This is a genomic window from Methylomagnum ishizawai (assembly GCF_019670005.1).
Taxonomy (GTDB): domain Bacteria; phylum Pseudomonadota; class Gammaproteobacteria; order Methylococcales; family Methylococcaceae; genus Methylomagnum; species Methylomagnum ishizawai.
In genome coordinates this window covers 1,143,356-1,159,291 of record NZ_AP019783.1, presented here as the reverse complement: position 1 = coordinate 1,159,291, position 15,936 = coordinate 1,143,356, and the positions used below count along the sequence as shown (strand labels likewise).

11 protein-coding genes and 1 riboswitch are annotated in these 15,936 nt (G+C 63.9%); of the genes, 8 read left to right on the top strand and 3 right to left on the bottom strand.

Translation table 11 applies throughout. The features are described 5' to 3' along the window. Positions 1 to 10: 10 nt before the first annotated feature. The gene (gene nikR, locus K5658_RS05275; RefSeq protein ID WP_221065925.1) at positions 11 to 460 is read left to right on the top strand and encodes a nickel-responsive transcriptional regulator NikR; all 450 of its coding nucleotides are present in this window, start codon (positions 11 to 13) and stop codon (positions 458 to 460) included. 170 nt (positions 461 to 630) lie between these two features. Continuing rightward, on the top strand, positions 631 to 846 hold the full coding sequence (locus K5658_RS05270) for a cysteine-rich CWC family protein (RefSeq protein WP_221065924.1): 216 nt from the start codon (positions 631 to 633) through the stop codon (positions 844 to 846). A 120-nt stretch (positions 847 to 966) separates the two neighbouring features. On the opposite strand, the gene metE is transcribed toward K5658_RS05270, so the two are convergent. After that, entirely contained in the window at positions 967 to 3,261 is a 2,295-nt protein-coding gene (metE, locus tag K5658_RS05265) for a 5-methyltetrahydropteroyltriglutamate--homocysteine S-methyltransferase (RefSeq protein ID WP_221065923.1), read from the bottom strand. Between the two features lie 112 nt (positions 3,262 to 3,373). On the opposite strand from metE, the gene K5658_RS05260 reads away from it, so the two are divergent. From K5658_RS05260 to K5658_RS05245, 4 genes are all read left to right on the top strand, one after another. Next, positions 3,374 to 4,276: a LysR family transcriptional regulator gene (locus K5658_RS05260; protein ID WP_221065922.1), complete on the top strand. Its 903-nt coding sequence runs from the start codon at positions 3,374 to 3,376 to the stop codon at positions 4,274 to 4,276. Positions 4,277 to 4,319: 43 nt separating this feature from the next. Beyond that, a riboswitch (cobalamin riboswitch) is annotated at positions 4,320 to 4,535 on the top strand. A gap of 257 nt (positions 4,536 to 4,792) precedes the next feature. Continuing rightward, the gene (locus K5658_RS05255) at positions 4,793 to 7,063 is read left to right on the top strand and encodes a PKD domain-containing protein (protein WP_221065921.1); all 2,271 of its coding nucleotides are present in this window, start codon (positions 4,793 to 4,795) and stop codon (positions 7,061 to 7,063) included. A gap of 89 nt (positions 7,064 to 7,152) precedes the next feature. Further along, positions 7,153 to 9,216 (top strand): TonB-dependent receptor, encoded by a 2,064-nt coding sequence (locus K5658_RS05250; protein WP_221065920.1) that lies wholly within the window; start codon positions 7,153 to 7,155, stop codon positions 9,214 to 9,216. Positions 9,217 to 9,343: 127 nt separating this feature from the next. Then, on the top strand, positions 9,344 to 11,662 hold the full coding sequence (locus K5658_RS05245) for a DUF4465 domain-containing protein (protein WP_221065919.1): 2,319 nt from the start codon (positions 9,344 to 9,346) through the stop codon (positions 11,660 to 11,662). Positions 11,663 to 11,765: 103 nt separating this feature from the next. On the opposite strand, the gene K5658_RS05240 is transcribed toward K5658_RS05245, so the two are convergent. Then, positions 11,766 to 12,911 carry a cytochrome-c peroxidase gene (locus K5658_RS05240; protein ID WP_221065918.1) on the bottom strand — a complete coding sequence of 382 codons (1,146 nt, stop codon included), beginning with the start codon at positions 12,909 to 12,911 and terminating at the stop codon, positions 11,766 to 11,768. Positions 12,912 to 13,099: 188 nt separating this feature from the next. On the opposite strand from K5658_RS05240, the gene K5658_RS05235 reads away from it, so the two are divergent. Together K5658_RS05235 and K5658_RS05230 are read left to right on the top strand one after the other, a co-directional pair. Beyond that, positions 13,100 to 14,581: an FtsB/FtsL family cell division protein gene (locus K5658_RS05235; RefSeq protein WP_221065917.1), complete on the top strand. Its 1,482-nt coding sequence runs from the start codon at positions 13,100 to 13,102 to the stop codon at positions 14,579 to 14,581. A 147-nt stretch (positions 14,582 to 14,728) separates the two neighbouring features. Next, on the top strand, positions 14,729 to 15,577 hold the full coding sequence (locus tag K5658_RS05230; protein ID WP_221065916.1) for a GNAT family N-acetyltransferase: 849 nt from the start codon (positions 14,729 to 14,731) through the stop codon (positions 15,575 to 15,577). Between the two features lie 47 nt (positions 15,578 to 15,624). Here K5658_RS05230 and K5658_RS05225 read toward each other — a convergent pair whose 3' ends face one another. Then, entirely contained in the window at positions 15,625 to 15,864 is a 240-nt protein-coding gene (locus K5658_RS05225) for a hypothetical protein (protein WP_221065915.1), read from the bottom strand. Positions 15,865 to 15,936 lie beyond the last annotated feature (72 nt).

The window sequence follows — 15,936 nt, the reverse complement described above, 5'->3', positions numbered from 1 at the left end:
CCTTTAATTTATGGAACGTATCACCATTTCCCTCGACGAGGCGCTGGCCAAGAACTTCGACGCGCTGATCCAAGCCCGTGGCTATGCCAACCGCTCCGAGGCGGTGCGCGATATGCTGCGCCGGGAACTGGAAGCGGAGCGGCTCGCCACGGACGCCGCCCCCTATTGCGTGGCCAGCCTGTCCTATGTCTACAACCACCACGAACGGCGCTTGGCGGAGCGCTTGACCGAACTCCAGCATCGAGCCCATGGCCTGGTCGTGTCCGCCATGCATGTCCACCTCGATCACGAGCACTGCATGGAAACGCTGTTCCTGCGCGGCCCGACCCAGGAAATCCGCAGGTTCGCGGATGCCATGGCGGCGGAGCGCGGCGTGCGGCATAGCGCGCTGAACCTGGTGACGGTGGACGCCGATTCGACCGATCCCCACCACCACGGGCATTGCCGCCCGCTAGGTTGACGGCCCTCATTCGGCCCGATCCGATGGGTTTCCGCCCGTCTGGTATGAAAATTTAATAAAAGATCATACACGCCTCGGCGGGTTCTTGACCACGGCCATCCGCTTCCATCGGTATGCGCCCGCCCCTCAAGGAGGATCGGCTAGGCTAGGGTACCTGCCCAGGAGGAAACATGACCGACCAGAAGCATGAAGCGAAAACCTGCCCGCGTTGTGCGCGGGAGTTCGTCTGCAAGGCCAACCGCATCCACCAATGCGGCTGTATGGAAGTGCGCTTGTCGCGGGAAACGGTGGACCATATCCGGCAAACCTACGACGGCTGCCTTTGTGTCGCCTGCTTGGCGCTCTTGGAAAGCGGCGCCGAGGCTCGATTGGATGCGCTCCGCTAGGCGGATGGGCATGGGACACGCGCCCACCCCAATAACCTGAAGACGCTCCAGGAAATACGCGGAGGCGTGGATCGGGATCGGGATAAAGCCCCGGCGGCGGGCCGGGACTTTCGACGGGAATCAGCCCACCGTGGCGCGTAGGGCCTTGGCTGCGGCGACCATATGGGTCAGGGCCGGGATGACCTCGCTCCACTGCCGGGTTTTGAGTCCGCAGTCGGGATTGACCCACAGGCGCTCCGCCGGGATGCGCTCGGCGGCTTTCTTCATCAGCGCCACGATATGTTCCTGGGTCGGGATGTTGGGCGAGTGGATATCGTAGACGCCGGGCCCGATCTCGTTCGGGTAGTTGAAGCTATCGAAGGCGTCGAGCAATTCCATGTCGGAGCGCGAGGTTTCGATGGTGATGGCGTCGGCGTCCATGGCGGCGATGGAGGCGATGATGTCGTTGAATTCCGAATAGCACATATGGGTGTGGATTTGGGTCTCGTCCCGCACGCCGTTGGCGGCGATGCGGAAGGATGCCACCGCCCAGTCCAAATACGCCTGCCATTGCGACCGCCGCAAGGGCAGGCCCTCGCGCAGCGCCGCCTCGTCGATCTGGATCACCCGCAGGCCGGCCCGTTCCAGGTCCAGCACCTCCTCGCGGATGGCCAAGGCCAGTTGTTGGCAGGACACCGAGCGCGGCTGGTCGTCGCGCACGAAGGACCAGTTGAGGAGCGTCACCGGGCCGGTCAGCATCCCCTTCATCGGCTGGTGGGTCAGGGATTGCGCGTAGGCGATCCATTCCACGGTCATGGCCTCGGGGCGGCTGATATCGCCGAACAGGATGGGCGGCTTCACGCAGCGCGACCCATAGGATTGCACCCAACCGGACTGGCTGAAGGCATAGCCGTCCAGTTGCTCGCCGAAATACTCCACCATGTCGTTGCGCTCGGCCTCGCCATGCACGAACACATCCAGGCCCAGGGCTTCCTGTTCCCGGACGCAGCGGGCGATCTCGGCCCGCATCTCCGCCCGGTAGGTGGCCGCATCGATTGCCCCGGCCTTGAACTGGCGGCGCGCCCAGCGGATTTCGGCGGTCTGCGGGAAGGAACCGATGGTGGTGGTGGGGAACTTGGGTAGTTTCAGCCGCGCGGCCTGCTTGGGGGCGCGTTGGGCGTAGGGGCTTTGGCGCTGGCCGAGCCCGGCGTCGATCCCGGCCAGGGCGGCTTTGACCTTGGGATTGTGGACACGCGGGGAATGGCGGCGGGATTCGATGGCGGCGCGGTTGGCGTCCAACTCGGCCCGCACGGCGGCGCGGCCCCGGTCCAGCGCGGTGGCGAGCAAGGCGAGTTCGCCCAGTTTCTGCTTGGCGAAGGCCAACCACGATTTGATTTCCCGGTCGAGGTTCTCCTCGCCGTCCAAATCCACCGGCACATGCAGCAGCGAGCAGGATGGCGCGATCCACAAGCGTCCGCCCAACCGTTCCGCCAACGGCTCCAGCCAATCCAGCGCCGCGTCCAGGTCGGTCTTCCAGATATTGCGGCCATTGACGACCCCCAGCGACAGCACCTTGTGCGGGGGCAAGGTATCGACCAGCGGCAAGACATCCTCGCGGCCCTGGCTGGTATCGATGTGCAATCCCGCCACCGGCAGGTTCAGCGCCAAATGCCTGTTCTCAAGCAACTGGCCGAAGTAGGTCGCCAGCAGCAGCTTGACGCGGCAACTTTTCAGCGCGTGGTAGGCGTGGTCGTAGGCGTGCCGCCAGTCCGCGTCCAGTTCCGTCACCAGCAGCGGCTCGTCGATCTGCACCCACTCGACGCCGCGCGCCGCCAGGGTTTCCAACAGCTCGGCGTAGACGGGCAGCAGGCGTTCCAACAGGGCGAGCTTGCCGGAGCCGTCCTTGGCTTTGCCCAGCGCCAGGTAGGTCACGGGTCCGATGATGACCGGCTTGGCCGCGACGCCCTGGGCCTGGGCTTCGGCCCATTGTTCCAGCAAGCGGGACGCGTCCAGCTTGAAGGTGGTGGTGGCGGTGAATTCGGGGACGATGTAGTGGTAGTTGGTATCGAACCACTTGGTCATCTCACCGGCCGCCACTCCGCCGCAACACCCCGCCTGCTCGTCGGCGGCAGGGGCCGAACGGCCACGCGCCACGCGGAAATAGTTGTCCAGCGCGTCGCCGTGGAAGTCCCGCACGCGCCCGGGCAGGTTACCCAGGGTGAAGCTCATGTCCAGCACCTGGTCGTAGAAGGCGAAATCGCCGACCGGCGCGAAATCGAGCGCCGCTTGCTCCGCCCAATGGCGGCGGCGCAGTTCGACGCCCAGGGCTTCGAGTTCGGCGCGGGAGGAGCGCCCTTTCCAGTAGGATTCCAGGGCGGATTTGAGTTCGCGTCGGGCGCCGATGCGCGGGAAACCGAGATTGTGGGTGGTGACCATGTTGCAAACCTTGTGGAGATGAAAGGTCGGCCATGCTAAACACCCCGGATCATGAATTAAAATGGTATTAATTCACCCATCGATTAGCTTTATTCATGGATCAGCCTCCCCAATGCCCCTCCTGGAACGCGCCCACCTCGAAATCGTCCGCGCCGTCGAACAACACGGCTCGCTGACCGCCGCCGCCGAAAAACTGCACCTGACCCAGTCCGCGCTCAGCCACAGCATCCGCAAGCTGGAACACCAACTCGGGCTTCCGGTCTGGCACCGCGAGGGCCGCCGCCTGCGCTTAACCCAGGCCGGCGAATATCTCTTGGCGGTGGCCCACCGGCTGTTGCCGCAACTCGAACACGCCGAGGAGCGCCTCGGGCAGTTCGCCTCGGGCGAACGCGGCAACTTGCGCATCGGCATGGAATGCCACCCCTGCTACCAATGGCTGCTGAAGATCGTGGCACCCTACCTCGCCGCGTGGCCGGGGGTGGATGTGGACGTGAAGCAAAAATTCCGGTTCGGCGGCATCGGCGCCTTGTTCGGCTACGAGATCGACCTGCTGGCGACGCCCGACCCGCTGCACAAGCCGGGCCTGGTCTTCGAGCCGGTGTTCGACTACGAGCAGGTGCTGGTCGTGGGGCCGGGCCATCCCCTGCGCGGGCTGGCGTATGTGGAGCCGCGGCACCTGGCCGGCGAGACCCTGATCACCTACCCGGTCGCCATCGACCGGCTCGATATCTACACCCAATTCCTCACCCCGGCCGGCATCGGCCCGAAGCGCCACAAGCCCATCGAAAGCACCGACATCCTGTTGCAGATGGTCGCCAGCGGGCGCGGCGTGGCGGCGCTGCCGCGCTGGCTGGTCGAAGAACAGGCGGCGCGGTTCGCCGTCCAAGCGGTCAGGCTGGGGCGGGAGGGCGTGGCCAAGCGGATTTTCCTGGGCTTGCGCGAGGAGGACGCCGGAATCGACTACCTGCGGGCCTTCGTCGATCTGGCGCGCGGCTATCGCGCGGGTCCGCGCTGAAACCGCCTGCCGTCCGGCTTGCACATGGGCCACGGTCGGCTTAATATCCGGCGCTCTTTCAGGTGCCGCGGGCCTTCCCTGGCCCGCGCTTAAACAGGAAGCCGGTGATGCCGTCCAACGGCCAAAGCCGGCGCTGCCCCCGCAACGGTAGATAAGTTAAACCTCCTCGAATACGCCACTGTGCAACGCATGGGAAGGCCGGGGATGGGGCGATACGCCGCTTATGAGCCCGGAGACTGGCCTGTAAGATTGTTCGAGACAGCGGTGGGCTGTTGGCGAAATTCCCAGAGTCCATCCTCTGCCTTTTCGTCCGTCCGCGCTTTGCTCCCGGCCATCCACCCCATCTGCGAAGCGGCGCGGCGGTATTCCATGTCCAGCACTCAATCCATCCGGGCGGTTCATCCGTCGCAAGCGGGTATCGCGCGAACAGCGCCAGTTTCCATCCGAGCCGTCGCGCACGGCGTTCACAGCATCGCCACCCCACCACGCGCCAGACGCGGCACCCCCCCGCTGGGCATGCTGCTGGCCGCTTGTTTGCTGGTATCCGCCGCCGACCTGCACGCCGGACCTTTCGCCCCGGCGGCCGGCCAAGCCGGTTCAACCGCCCTCGCGAAGGACAGTCCGCTGTTCACCGCCTGGGCCACCGGGTGGCGGGATTATCGGCCCGGCACCGATGTCGATGCCGGCTGGCAAACCCCGCAAAAAGCCCTGGGCCCCGCGGTGGGCGACGCTTACGATATCGTCTCGCTCGGCAACGGCGGCAGTATCACCCTGACTTTCGCCCAGCCCATCGCGGACGGCGATGGCAGCGATTTTGCCGTTTTCGAAAACAGCCTCAGCGATACCTTCCTGGAGCTGGCCTGGGTGGAGGTATCGTCCAACGGCACGGATTTTTACCGATTCCCCAACTATTCCTATACGCCGTCGAAAGTAGGGGCCTTCGGTGCCGTCGATCCCACCAATATCGATGGCCTCGCGGGGAAATACCGCCAAGGTTATGGTACTCCGTTCGACTTGAGCGTCCTGTCAGGTATCCCCGGCCTGGACCTGGATAATATCGGCTATGTCCGCATCAAGGATATCCTGGGTAACGGCACCGAACAGGATTCCGCGGGCAATCCCATATACGATCCCTATAAAACCACCGGCAGCGCCGGATTCGATCTGGACGCCCTCGGCGTTATCCACCAGAAAACGCAAGCGGCGAACCACGCCCCGGTGGCCGATGCCGGTCCGGATCAAACGGTGAACGGGGGGAGCGTGGTGAAATTGCACGGGTCCGCGACCGACAGCGACGGCGTCATCGCCGCCTACCAATGGTCGCAAACCGCCGGGCCCGGTGTGGACTTGACGGACGCCGGCACCGCCACCCCGTCCTTCGCCGCGCCCCTGGACGGCGACGAGGTCCTCGAATTCCGGCTGGTCGCCCTCGACAACGCGGGTATTTCGAGCGACGCCGACAGCGTGCGCATCGCGGTCCGCAACAAACCCCTGGCGGTCGCGGGCGACGACCGGGCCGCCTCCCCCCAGGAAACGCTCGCCTTGGACGGCAGCGCCAGCCAAGACCCCCAGGGCCAAGCCCTCGGCTACCAATGGACCCAGGTGGCCGGGCCGCAGGCCGCCCTGAGCGACGCCCACGCGGCGCGGCCGAGCCTCACCGTGCCGGCGGCGGCGGTGAACACCCAGATGAGCTTCCAACTGGTGGTCACGGACCCCGACGGCAACGCCAGCGATCCGGCGGTCGTGAACCTCATGATCAAGGTGGTCAATCATCCGCCCGTGGCGGAACTCCCGGAATCCCCCGGCATCCGGGCCGGTGCCACCCTGGTCCTGGACGGGACCGCCAGCTACGACCCCGACTTCGACGCCCTGGGCTATGCCTGGGAACAAACTGCCGGCCCCGCCGTGACCCTGTCCAGCCCGACGGCGGCAAAGCCCACCACGGTCGTCCCCCTGGCGGCCCTGGGCCAGACCCTGGGATTCCGGCTCACCGTGTCCGACGGCAGCCTGCGCGACAGCCACGAGACCCAGGTCGCCGTCACCGCCAACAACCCGCCCACGATCACCCCGGAACCCCGGCGCCTGGCCGCGCAAAACCAGGCGGTGGTCCTCCACGCCACGGCCCTGGACCCGGACGGCGACACGCTCCATTACCAATGGGAACAAACCGGCGGTCCCGCCGTGCCGCTCCAAGGCGCCGATAGCCCGGAACTGCGCCTGACCACCCCCGCCCTGGCGGACGGCACCGCGCAATCCCTGACCCTGCGCCTCACCGCCACCGACGATTTCAGCCCCGATCCCAGGTCGGCCAGCGCCGAATTCAACCTCCTGGTCACGGCGGACGGCACCGCCCTGGACTGCGGCACGGCCCGGCCCAGCCGCGCCTCCCTCTGGCCCCCCAACCAGGGCTTCAAGCCCGTCCACATCCTCGGCGTCACCGGCCCCAACGCCTACACCCTCACCATCGACGCCGTTTCACAGGACGAACCCGTCAGGAATCCCAAGCTCAAGGACAAAACCGGACCGGACGCCAAGATCGTCAGGCCCAAGGCCACGGCCCAGGAACCCAAGCCCCACCAAAGCGTCCTCCTCCGCGCCGAACGCCAGGGCCTGGCCCGCAAAGGCCGTCCGTTCAACGGCAATGGCCGGGTCTACACCGTCCGCTTCAGCGCCAACGACGGCAGCCAATCCTGCCAGGGAGCGATCACCGTGCCAGTGCCGCCCGGCAAGCAGGGAACCGCCGTCTTGGATACCGCCAACTCATATACCTCGACCCAGAAACGTTGAGCATTACCCCCTGTCGGTTTAGATCAATCGTTGCGCCGGTATTACCGGCGATGGTCCTCCGGGCCGGATGGCTGGCGATTATCCGAACGATGACAGCGCGTTTCCGCACGGCAGGGTTATTGAACCTGCTGGTTTTCGCAGGTCTGGCCGTGGGCATACAGCCCATCGAATCGGCCTGGGGCGATACCCTTAACGATGAAGCCCATCCATTACCCGAGGTCACTGTTTATGACACGGCACCGGATCAATCGAAGAACATCACGGTCATCGACCGGAAAGCCATAGAAAATGCCCCTGGCAATTCTTTAATCGACTTATTAAGCCGGGAAGCCAATGTCAACTTAAGAAGCTCTACGGGGAACGATAAATTTGGCGGCGTAGATATTCGCGGCATGGGCGATAGCTATTCCAGTAATGTGCTGGTATTGGTGGATGGCGTCAAATTGAATGCGCCCGATCTTTCCGGGGTCGATTTCACGACCTTATCCCTGGAGCAGATAGAGCGGGTTGAAATCATCCGCGGCGGCAATGGGGTCATGTACGGGGACGGCGCGGTCGGTGGCGTCATCAATATCGTCACCCGGCGCGGCCAGCAGACCAAGGCGGACCTTTATGGCAATTATGGAAGCTTCGATACCCTGGACTCAAGCTTGAACGCCTCGCTCAAAAGCGGTTCCACCCGTGCCTCCTTGAACGCCTTCCATAACCAGACCCATGGTTATCGGGATAACTCCTTTCTCGACAAAACCCAAGTAGCCGCCAACCTCGCCCACCCGTTGACCCAGGCTTTGGAATTCCAGGCCGGATTCCGGTTCCATGAGGATCGATATGGTTTGCCCGGTCCGGTCGATTATAGCGCGATCAATAACGCGCAATTACGCCGCGCAGCCTCCACGCCCGACGGCGGCGGCAAAACCCGCGATTACCTGGGACAGGCCGGTGGCTCCATGGACTGGGGCCCCGTGGGTTCGACCGTGCTGAAATGGTCCTACCGGTATCGGGATAACCCTTATGAGGCGGCCAATTATTGGTCCGAAGGAGAAAATGCGGTCGCCCCTTGGAAAAATACCTTCAAATTCCAGGAGGTGGATATTAGGCATCAACTGTCCTTCAATTCCGGCCCCATTACCCAGGATTGGACTTTGGGATATTTCGGGCGCTTCGGTTCGGCGGGCCGCCAAGAAAATGGCCAAGACATTCCCGATCAAAGCGTACAAAAGGACGCGCAATACGCCAATCAGAGCGGTTTTATCAATACCCGCTGGAATTTGCCCATACCCTGGGTGTTGGATGCCGGCTACCGGTATGACCGTTTCGCGGTGCAGCGGCAATCGGTGGCGCTCAAGCGGGTGTGTACTTACGCGCCGGTTTTCCCCTATCAACCCTTGGGCTGTGAAAATCGCTGGCTCGCACTAGGCGACAGCGATAATACCTGGCACAACTTCGCCGCCGATATCGGATTGACCTGGAATATGGCCGAATACCTGTCATGGTATTTCAATTACAACCACAGTTATCGCAATCCGAATGCGGAAGAATTAGTGCTGAGCGCCCAGGACTTGCACCCCCAGTCCGGCAATAATTTCGAAACGGGATGGCGGCTGCGCTCCCAAAATGGGGGGCGGTTATCGCTGGCGCTGTTCAGGATGAGGAATGAGCAGGAGATTTACTACGACAACCACGTCAACCGGAATTATGCGGACGCCACCTTACGGCAAGGGCTGGAACTCAGTGGGCGTTTGATGCCGATGGATACGCTCAGTTTGTCGGGCAATTTCGGTTTTATCGACGCCCGTTTTGAAACCACCGGACTCAAGGTGCCGCTGGTGCCGGAACTAAGCGGCCAAGTCAGCCTACTGTGGCAGGCCACGACCCAGCTAAGCCTTAGCGTTTCCGCCGAGTTTATCGGTCCGCGCAGCAATGGGGCGAATATCGCCTCCGGCGTCGACGCGCCAAAGCTCGCAGCCTACCAAAGGGTGGATTTGAAAGCCTTTTACAAACTGGGGGATGCCGAATTCTTCGCCGGCATCAATAACCTATTCGACGATTTTTATGAAACCACGGCGTATGGCCTGTCTTTTTATCCCATGCCGACCCGCCAGTTCTATGCCGGTTTGACCTATACCTTTCCAGCCCCAGGCGAGCAACCATGAAGCCTTTCGAGCGCGAAATGGGTGGCCAATGGGGGGTTGGCAGGCATCCGGCGCAATACGCCGCGCTATCGCGCCCTATAGGCAGCAAAACCTTTCCATTTGAATCGATTCTTTGCGGATAATCATCATGAAACTTGAATGGCCTTCAATCACCCTGCTCAGCCTATCCCTGGCCCCGCCAACCCAGGCGGCAACGGTCGTCAGCGATTTCGAGAATTTGGCCTTGGACCCCGACAGCTATTGGGCCGGACAAACCGATCCCTCCATCCCCCAGGGCCAACCCAATCCAGGCACCTTCGCTTCCGGCTTGGCGAGCTTCCCGAATGAAATGACCGATTGGGGCGGGTTCACGACCGCATCGGGTTGGGCCTATTCCAACATGACCGACGACACCACGCCGGGATATGGCAACCAGTACAGCGCCTATGCCGGGCAGGCCCACAGCGGCGGTAATTTTGGCGTGGACTACGTGTCCGGCGACGGGTCGCCCATCAGCTTCGACCAAACGGTGCATGTCGATGGGTTTTATGTGACCAATACCACCTACGCGGCCTTGTCGATGTTGAACGGCGATAGTTTCGCGAAGAAATTCGGCGGTGCCAGCGGCGACGATGCCGATTGGCTGAAATTGACCGTCACCGGCTTGAAGGGCGGGCACGAGTCCGGGACCGTCGATTTTTATCTGGCCGATTATAGGCCGGGGGACAACAGCCAGGATTACATCGTCAAGCGCTGGACGTGGTTGGACTTGTCGTCCTTGGGCGCGATTGACGGCTTGAAGTTCGCCCTGTCTTCTTCCGACGTCGGCCAGTTCGGCATGAATACGCCGGCCTATTTCGCGATGGACGACTTGAGCGCCACGACGCTGTCCGCGCCGGTGGCCGATGCCGGTCCGGACCAAACGGTGAACGGGGGAAGCGTGGTGAAATTGCACGGGTCCGCGACCGACAGCGACGGCGTCATCGCCGCCTACCAATGGTCGCAAACCGCCGGGCCCGGCGTGGACTTGACGGACGCCGGCACCGCCACCCCGTCCTTCGCCGCGCCCCTGGACGGCGACGAGGTCCTCGAATTCCGGCTGGTCGCCCTCGACAACGCGGGTATTTCGAGCGACGCCGACAGCGTGCACATCGCGGTCCGCAACAAACCCCTGGCGGTCGCGGGCGACGACCGGGCCGCCGCCCCCCAGGAAACGCTCGCCTTGGACGGCAGCGCCAGCCAAGACCCCCAGGGCCAAGCCCTCGGCTACCAATGGACCCAGGTGGCCGGGCCGCAGGCCGCCCTGAGCGACGCCCACGCGGCGCGGCCGAGCCTCACCGTGCCGGCGGCGGCGGTGAACACCCAGATGAGCTTCCAACTGGTGGTCACGGACCCCGACGGCAACGCCAGCGATCCGGCGGTCGTGAACCTCATGATTAAACAGGTCAACCATGCCCCGGTGGCCGAACTTCCGCAATCCATCCCGATCCGGGCCGGTGCCACCCTGGTCCTGGACGGGACCGCCAGCTACGACCCCGACTTCGACGCCCTGGGCTACGCCTGGGAACAAACCGCCGGCCCCGCCGTGACCCTGTCCAGCCCGACGGCGGCAAAGCCCACCACGGTCGTCCCCCTGGCGGCCCTGGGCCAGACCCTGGGGTTCCGGCTCACCGTGTCCGACGGCAGCCTGCGCGACAGCCGCGAGACCCAGGTCGCCGTCACCGCCAACAACCCGCCCACGATCACCCCGGAACCCCGGCGCCTGGCCGCGCAAAACCAGGCGGTGGTCCTCCACGCCACGGCCCTGGACCCGGACGGCGACACGCTCCATTACCAATGGGAACAAACCGGCGGTCCCGCCGTGCCGCTCCAGGGCGCCGATAGCCCGGAACTGCGCCTGACCACCCCCGCCCTGGCGGGCGGCACCGCGCAATCCCTGACCCTGCGCCTCACCGCCACCGACGATTTCAGCCCCGATCCCAGGTCGGCCAGCGCCGAGTTCAACCTCCTGGTCACGGCGGACGGCACCGCCCTGGACTGCGGCACGGCCCGGCCCAGCCGCGCCTCCCTCTGGCCCCCCAACCAGGGCTTCAGGCCCGTCCACATCCTCGGCGTCACCGGCCCCAACGCCTACACCCTCACCATCGACGCCGTTTCACAGGACGAACCCGTCAGGAATCCCAAGCTCAAGGACAAAACCGGACCGGACGCCAAGGTCGTCAGGCCCAGGGCCACGGCCCAGGAACCCAAGCCCCACCAAAGCGTCCTCCTCCGCGCCGAACGCCAGGGCCTGGCCCGCAAAGGCCGTCCGTTCACCGGCAATGGCCGGGTCTACACCGTCCGCTTCAGCGCCAACGACGGCAGCCAATCCTGCCAGGGAGCGATCACCGTGCCAGTGCCGCCCGGCAAGCAGGGAACCGCCGTCTTGGATACCGCCAACTCATATACCTCGACCCAAAAGCGTTGAGGATATCCCCGCCTTCAAAAACCGGTTCCGATGTAGCTGGATACCCCACTCCCCGGCCTGAAGGCCGGGGAGGCCGCCAAGGCTCCCGCCCTGGCCACGGCTTTCAAGGCCGATAGCCATCGGTCAGGGTCTGCAAGAACGCCACCAGATCGTCCACTTCCTGCTCGGTCAGGTTCAAGGCCCCCAGTTCGTCGTGGTTCACATTGCGCGGCATTTCGGGCGCAGGCCAACAGCCCTGGGCCAGGGCTTGCGCCTCCGGGGTCAACGGGTCTGGGCAGGTCGGCTTGATATCGCGGGTGTTGTAGAAGTCCACCACCCCGCGCAAGGTCTTGAAATAGCCGTTGTGCATATAGGGCGCCGTCTTGGCGATGTTCCGCAGGGTCTGCACCTTGAACTTGCCGTCCTCGGCGGGCTGCTTGACGAAGCCGCCCAGCCCCTTGTCCACGAAGGCGGAACCCTCGGGGTTCAACTCCTTGGGCAGGGCATAGAACGGGTTGTCCGGGTTCTTGGGTATTCCGATGTTGTCGTAGGTATGGTCGGTGAACAGCGGCGGCGTGCCGTCCGCGCCGGGCCGGTCGGGATGGCAGGCGGCGCAATTGCCCTTGTCCCCCGCCTCGAACACCTGCCGTCCGCGCCGCTCCTGCTCGGTGAATGGGGTTTTGCCCGCGAGGTAATAATCGTATTTGGAGGTGAACGGCGCGAACTCCCGCGTCCGTTCGAAGGCGGCGATGGCATCGGCGATGCGGTCGTATGCCTTGCCGGTATTATCGAAAGCCCGCGGGCCATAGACCTTGAGGAATAAGGGCGCATATTCCGCCTGTTTCACCTTCCCCACCACGGTGGCCTTGTCGGGATTGTCCATTTCCAAAGGATTCAGGAACGGCCCCTTGGCCTGTTCCTTCAAAGTCGCCGCGCGGCCATCCAAGAATTGCCCCCCCACATACAAACCCTCCGCCTTGTCGAAATGGAACTTGGGAATGAAGGCGGTATACAGCGCGGTGGGCGTGTTGCGCGAACCCTTGAGTTCCGGGGACGCGCCTTCGGAAGTCGGGATATCCTGGTCGGGATCCCTGAAGAACAGGCCGGCATCGTGGCAAGTGGCGCAGGCCTGGCCCGGCGGGGTGGATAGGTTGGTATCGAAAAACAACTGGCGGCCCAACTGCGCCTTGCGGCTGATATTCGCGGCTTGGGCGTTCCCGCCCAAGGCCAGGGCCAAGGCGAGGAATGCGGCGGCATTGGATTTGTTCATGGAACCCCTGTGCTTAGGAGAGGGGGATTCATCGGCGCGGCGACCCGATAGCCCGGTGTCGGCGATGTTTCCCTGGGAATCGATTTTTTAAAGAGTGTAATGCCTAACCCATTATTTGAGAAGCGTTTCCATTTGGAAAAGGCTTGCATATAATTCTGACTATCATCCCTATGCACAACGAGTTCCCGATGAAAGCCAACAAAACCTCCCTCTCCCTAGGCGCGGCCATCGGTGCGGCGCTCTGTTCCGCCGCCACCCATGCCGCCCAGCCCGTGCCCGCCACCATGGAAGAGATGTGGAAGATCATCCAGCAGCAGCAAAAGGAGATCGAAGCCCTCAAAGCCAAGGCGGGCGAGAACGAAAACCTCAAGCAGGAAGTGAAGCAACTGAAGGCGAGCCAGCAGGACGCCGCCAAGGCCGCCGGCACCGCGCAAGCCACAGCCACGGACCCCGGCACCAAAGGCAAAGCGGCCAAGACCGACACCGAGCGCAAGACCGATATCCTCGCCTCCGAGGTCGAGAAGCTCAAAACCCAGCTCCTCATCCCCGACAAGCGCGAATACAAAAGCCAATACGGCTTCGGCCCGGCGGCGTCCGAGGTGTACCGGGTCAACCGCGGGCTGTCCATCGGCGGCTACGGCGAATTCCTCTACACCAACTACGTGGCCGACAAGGGCGATGCCAAGGACACGGCGGATATGGAACGCGCCGTGCTGTACGTTGGTTATAAATTCAACGACTGGATCATCCTCAACAACGAGTTCGAATTCGAACACGCCAGCACCGGCGAGGGCAGCGAAGAAAAGGGCGAGGTGTCGGTCGAATTCTCCCAGCTCGATTTCCTGTTGCACCGCGCCGCCAACATCCGGGCCGGCCTGATGCTGGTGCCGATGGGCTTCATCAACGAAATCCACGAACCCACCACCTTCCACGGCAACCACCGCCCCAATGTCGAGCAATACATCATCCCCAGCACCTGGCGCGAAATGGGCGCTGGGCTGTTCGGCGAAATCGTCCCCGGCCTGCAATACCGCATGTACGCCATGAACAGCCTGAACGCCGAGGGCTTCGAAAGCTCGGGGATACGCGAGGGACGCCAAGGCGGCAGCATGTCCATCGCCGAGAACTGGGCCTATACCGGACGCCTGGATTACACGCCCGCCGCCGTGCCCGGCCTGTTGGTGGGCGCTTCGACCTTCATCGGCGACGCGGGCCAGGACGAACTCTATGCGGGACGCAAAATATCCGCCCTTACCCAGCTCTACGAAGGCCATGTCGAATGGCGCTACAGGGGGATGGAATTCCGGGCCCTGGGCGCTTACGGGCATATCGGCGACGCCGCCGTGCTGAGCCAGGCCAAGGGCGAGACCATCGGCTCGGCGAACTACGGCTGGTACACCGAAGTCGCCTACGACATCATGCCCTGGCTATGGAAGGACAGCAGCCAATACCTGGCCCCCTTCTTCCGCTACGAGCGCTACAACACCTTGGCTTCGGTGCCCACCGGCTTCGACAACTACGGCGGCTTCTACGACCGCTGGATCTACCAAGGGGGCTTGACTTACAAGCCGATCCAGAATATTGCAATCAAGGCCGATTACCGCAATATCAGCTCGAATGGCGGCCCGGTTCCCGACGAATTCAACCTGGGGGTCGGTTTCATCTATTGACGCGCCGACGCGGAATCGCCGCCGCTCGCAATCCGCCGTCCGGCCCGGACGGCTGGACGACTCCAAGGTCCGCCCCGCCCGCCCCATCCCGGAGTGCGCGGGGCGGACTTTTATGTGTTCAGCAACCCAATACCGCGAGGAATCCCCATGGCCACGACTTCGACCATCCGCACCCTCAGCCGCGCCGAACTGGAAATCCCCCTGCGATGGGCGGCCCAAGAAGGCTGGAATCCCGGCCTGTACGACGCCGAAGCCTTCCACGCCGCCGACCCGGAGGGATTTTTCGGAGCGTTCCTGGATGATGAACCGATCGGTTCGCTGTCGGCGGTGAGCTATGGCGGGCGTTTCGGTTTCCTGGGGCTGTATATCGTCAAGCCGGAACACCGGGGCCAAGGGCATGGGATGAGGCTATGGCGGACCGCCATGGAATATCTGCGCGGGCAGGCCGTCGGGCTGGACGGCGTGGTGGAGCGGCAGGCCGATTATGGGCGCTCGGGTTTCGCGCTGGCCTACCGCAATGTGCGCTACCAAGGCATCGCGCCGGGCCGGATGCCGCGCCCTACGGAAGCCGTGCCGCTGGCGGCGCTGCCGTTCGAGGCCGTGGCGCGTTACGACGCGGAATTGTTCCCCGTGCCGCGCCCAACCTTCCTGCGGCCCTGGATCGGACAACCGGGAAGCGCCGCCTTCGGGCTACCCAGGGGCGACGGGCTGGAGGGTTACGGCGTGATTCGGAAATGCCACAGCGGTTGGAAGATCGGGCCATTATTCGCGGACAGCCCGGACGGCGCGGAAACCTTGTTCCTCGCCCTACGCAACCACGCGGGACCGGGCGAGCCGGTGCTGTTGGATGTGCCCGAGCCGAACGCGGACGCCGTGGCCCTGGCGGCGCGGCATGGCATGGCGGTGGTGTTCGAGACCGCCCGAATGTACCAGGGCGCGATCCCGGCAACGCCCTTGGCGCGGGTGTTCGGTATCACCACGTTCGAGCTGGGTTAGGGGATGATCGAAGGGGCTGGAAGCCGGGCGGGTTTCCGGCCCCCTCTTCAAGAAGGATCGGAAGGCGGCGGCAAGGGGGGGCGGGTCTTGGCCTCGCGCAGCACGCCCAAGCCCCAAATACCCCAGGAAGCGGTCTTGAGCATCAGCAAGGGGATGGCGACCGCCTTGATGCCCCAGATGACCACGGCCACCGCGCCGGCCCCGGAAAGGCCCCACGCCACCACACCCCAGGTTCCACCGACGATGACACGGCCGGCGTGTTTCAATTTGGACATGAGGTCTGGCATGGGAGCTTCCGGTGAAGGGGGCGGTTCTTCTTTTTCTTGATATATCGCGGGATGGGGGGAAATCCCCATCCG

Bases quoted from the DNA above. Each gene is read 5' to 3' on its own strand.
- nikR (WP_221065925.1), top strand. From the start codon at position 11: ATGGAACGTATCACCATTTCCCTCGACGAGGCGCTGGCCAAGAACTTC.
- K5658_RS05270 (WP_221065924.1), top strand. From the start codon at position 631: ATGACCGACCAGAAGCATGAAGCGAAAACCTGCCCGCGTTGTGCGCGG.
- metE (WP_221065923.1), bottom strand. From the start codon at position 3,261: ATGGTCACCACCCACAATCTCGGTTTCCCGCGCATCGGCGCCCGACGC.
- K5658_RS05260 (WP_221065922.1), top strand. From the start codon at position 3,374: ATGCCCCTCCTGGAACGCGCCCACCTCGAAATCGTCCGCGCCGTCGAA.
- K5658_RS05255 (WP_221065921.1), top strand. From the start codon at position 4,793: ATGCTGCTGGCCGCTTGTTTGCTGGTATCCGCCGCCGACCTGCACGCC.
- K5658_RS05250 (WP_221065920.1), top strand. From the start codon at position 7,153: ATGACAGCGCGTTTCCGCACGGCAGGGTTATTGAACCTGCTGGTTTTC.
- K5658_RS05245 (WP_221065919.1), top strand. From the start codon at position 9,344: ATGAAACTTGAATGGCCTTCAATCACCCTGCTCAGCCTATCCCTGGCC.
- K5658_RS05240 (WP_221065918.1), bottom strand. From the start codon at position 12,911: ATGAACAAATCCAATGCCGCCGCATTCCTCGCCTTGGCCCTGGCCTTG.
- K5658_RS05235 (WP_221065917.1), top strand. From the start codon at position 13,100: ATGAAAGCCAACAAAACCTCCCTCTCCCTAGGCGCGGCCATCGGTGCG.
- K5658_RS05230 (WP_221065916.1), top strand. From the start codon at position 14,729: ATGGCCACGACTTCGACCATCCGCACCCTCAGCCGCGCCGAACTGGAA.
- K5658_RS05225 (WP_221065915.1), bottom strand. From the start codon at position 15,864: ATGCCAGACCTCATGTCCAAATTGAAACACGCCGGCCGTGTCATCGTC.